The 2,919-nt window shown below is 42.7% G+C and carries 1 protein-coding gene (cut by a window edge); it reads left to right on the top strand.

Translation table 11 applies throughout. The features are described from left to right. Positions 1-99 precede the first annotated feature (99 nt). Positions 100-2,919 carry the 5' portion of a YDG domain-containing protein gene (locus tag ACP69U_RS11695; protein WP_426138610.1) on the top strand. 924 nt of this gene lie beyond the right edge of the window, so 2,820 of the gene's 3,744 nt are visible here — the first part of the coding sequence; it begins with the start codon at positions 100-102; its stop codon lies off the right edge, out of view.

Below are 2,919 nucleotides of genomic sequence, written 5' to 3'. Positions count from 1 at the left end.
AAGGATATTAACGATTTGATTATCAGTAAAGCGTGTCTTTTTCATAGGATTCTCCTGCTGGTATATTTTAGCAGTTAATCTCTATTTCTAAGTGTTCTTATTTATTGGGGGGATTACCACGCCACCGTCAACTTTAATCAACCCAACCAATCGTCCGTTGCCATCAACCATGTACTGGACAGCAATGCCTCCCAAATCATGGGACGACTGAATGCCAATGGCCAAGTATTCTTACTCAATCCCAATGGCGTGGTGTTCTCTAAAACTGCACAAGTAAATGTAGGAGGTATCGTTGCCTCAACCTTACAGCTCAGTGACAGTGATATCCAAACCGGCAAGTACCTATTAAAAGGCGATGCCAGTAGCAATGCAAGCATTGAAAACCACGGATCTATCAATACCTTATCTGGTGGAACCGTGGCACTCATTGCCCCAAATGTGATAAATACTGGCTCTATTAAAACCCCTAACGGCACCACTCATTTAACCGCAGCAAGCCAAGTCACTTTAGCGCTGCAAGATGGCAGCTTGACCCAGTATCAAGTCGATGAGGGCGTGCTACAAGGTTTGGTCAGTAATGGTGGTGCGATCGTGGCAGATAACGGTGCTGTGTACTTGACCGCCAAAGCTAAAGACAGCTTAAGTAAAGCCGTTGTCAACCATAGCGGTATCATTGAAGCCAACCGATTGGTACAAAATGCCAAAGGTGAAATTATTTTATTGGGGGATATGCAACAAGGAGAGATGGTGGTTAGTGGCACGCTAACATCAGAGGGTAAAAATGCTCAAGATGGCGGGTTTATAGAAACAAGTGCGGCCACTGTCAAGATTGAGCAAGGCACTGAAGTGTCGACCTTATCTGACACGGCACAGACAGGCACTTGGCTCATTGATCCGACGGATTTTAAGATCAGCGCAGGTAATACATCACAAACCACCAGTGGTATAGGTGCAAGCACGCTACAAAACAATTTAAGCAATAACAATATAACGCTACAGACCGTTAGTAATGGTACTGATAAAGGTAACATTCATGTCGACGCGGCCGTTAGTTGGAGTGCTGCAACTGCATTGACACTCAATGCTCATAATGACATCGATATCAATGCAGATATAACGGCAACCAATGACAACGGCAAGCTAAACCTGATATATGGACAAAATACGGCAAACACCAATGCTGACTACCATCTAAACAATGCGGCAAAAATAAACTTAAAGGCTGGGCAGAATTTTAGTACCAAAAAAGGATCGGACGCGACTAAAACCTATCAGGTGATAACCAGCTTAGGCAGTGCAGGGTCAACCACAGGTACAGATTTGCAAGGTATCGATGGCAATTTGTCAGGTAACTATGTACTGGGGTCAGACATAGATGCTGCTGCCACTGCTAACTGGAATAGTTATACAGGATTTGACCCCATTGGTTATTATGATACCAATAAGAGTTTTCTTGATCTGGACCAAAAAACGTTCAACGGTAAGTTTGACGGTCTAGGTCATAGCATAAGTAATTTAAAAATAGCATCTTTCTATCAAGGCATAGGTTTATTTGCGATAACCAGTGATACTGCATTAATTCAAAATATTGGATTAGGTAACATTGATTATTCTGGTTATGCTACGACAGGAGGTTTGGTTGGACTTAATAGAGGCACAATTAACAATGCTCATGTAAGCAGCGGTACGGTCACTGGTAACAACTCTATGTATGGTGGACTAGTCGGTTGGAATACCAGTTCAGGGAAAATATCTAATTCATATGCAAACGCTACTGTAAAAGGATTGTATTCTAGCCATGACAATATTGGAGGGTTAGTTGGGTACAATGATGGACTCGTTGAATCTTCTTTTGCGACAGGGAGTGTTTCTGGTAGAAATTATATCGGAGGGCTCGTTGGTGGAACATCTGGCATCGTTAGAAACTCATACGCGACTGGTACAGTAAACGGTACACAATCTGTCGGAGGATTAGTAGGCTTTAATGGTGGAGTTGTTGATCAGGGCTACTCTTCTGGAGCAGTTTCTGGTAATACGTTTATAGGTGGGTTAATTGGTAATAATGAGTATGGTACTGCGAAAAGTAGTTTTTGGAATACTGACACCTCTGGAATGAGTACCAGTGCAGGGGGCACCGCAAAAACAACAGCCGAACTAAAACAACTTTCTACATTTGAAGGGTGGGATATTGATACGGCAGGTGCCACAGGGAAAATTTGGCGTATTTATGAAGGCCAGTCAGCACCATTATTACGTCAATTTCTTAAACCAGTAGTGTCTGAAGTTAGCACGAATTTTGCTGATAAAATTTACGATGGACTTATTACCTCTGGAGCTTTGGTATCACCAACTTTTTTTTATAAAACGATTAGCAAGAATGCAGGTATCTATAGTCTAGTGGATGGCTCTATCATCGTTATGGGTGATCCAGCTGCAGACAATATGACGCAATTTGGCAAAGATATCATATATACAGCGGTATCAGGACCTTCATTTTTTACAGTTGCTAAGAAATCTCTGAACATCACCGGTATTACAGCCAATAGTAAGGTTTATGATGGTAAGGCTATAGCAAGTTTGGATAGCAGTTCAGCGGCCCTTGTAGGCAAGATAGACGGCGACACTGTCAGCTTACCAGTAACAGTATTTGGCAGTTTTTCAGACAAAAATGTTGGAATAGATAAAACAGTATCAGTATCAGCTACTGCTTTAAGTGGGGCTGATGCTGGGAACTATAGCTTAAGTCAGCCTACTGTTTTGACAGCAAGTATTACTCCTAAAGGAGTGGCTGTTTCGAATATCACCGCCAGTGATAAAACTTATGATGGTAATACTGCCGCCAGCATCAGCACCACTGGAGCCACATTGACCGGCATCATAGCAGGCGACAACTTAAGCGCCACAGCAGCCAATGGCAGC

Source organism: Psychrobacter sp. TWR1-1-1, from assembly GCF_049895865.1.
In the GTDB taxonomy this organism is placed as follows: Bacteria; Pseudomonadota; Gammaproteobacteria; order Pseudomonadales; family Moraxellaceae; genus Psychrobacter; species Psychrobacter immobilis_A.
The sequence above is the reverse complement of the archived record's forward strand: the minus strand, read 5'-3'. Positions and strand labels throughout refer to the sequence as shown.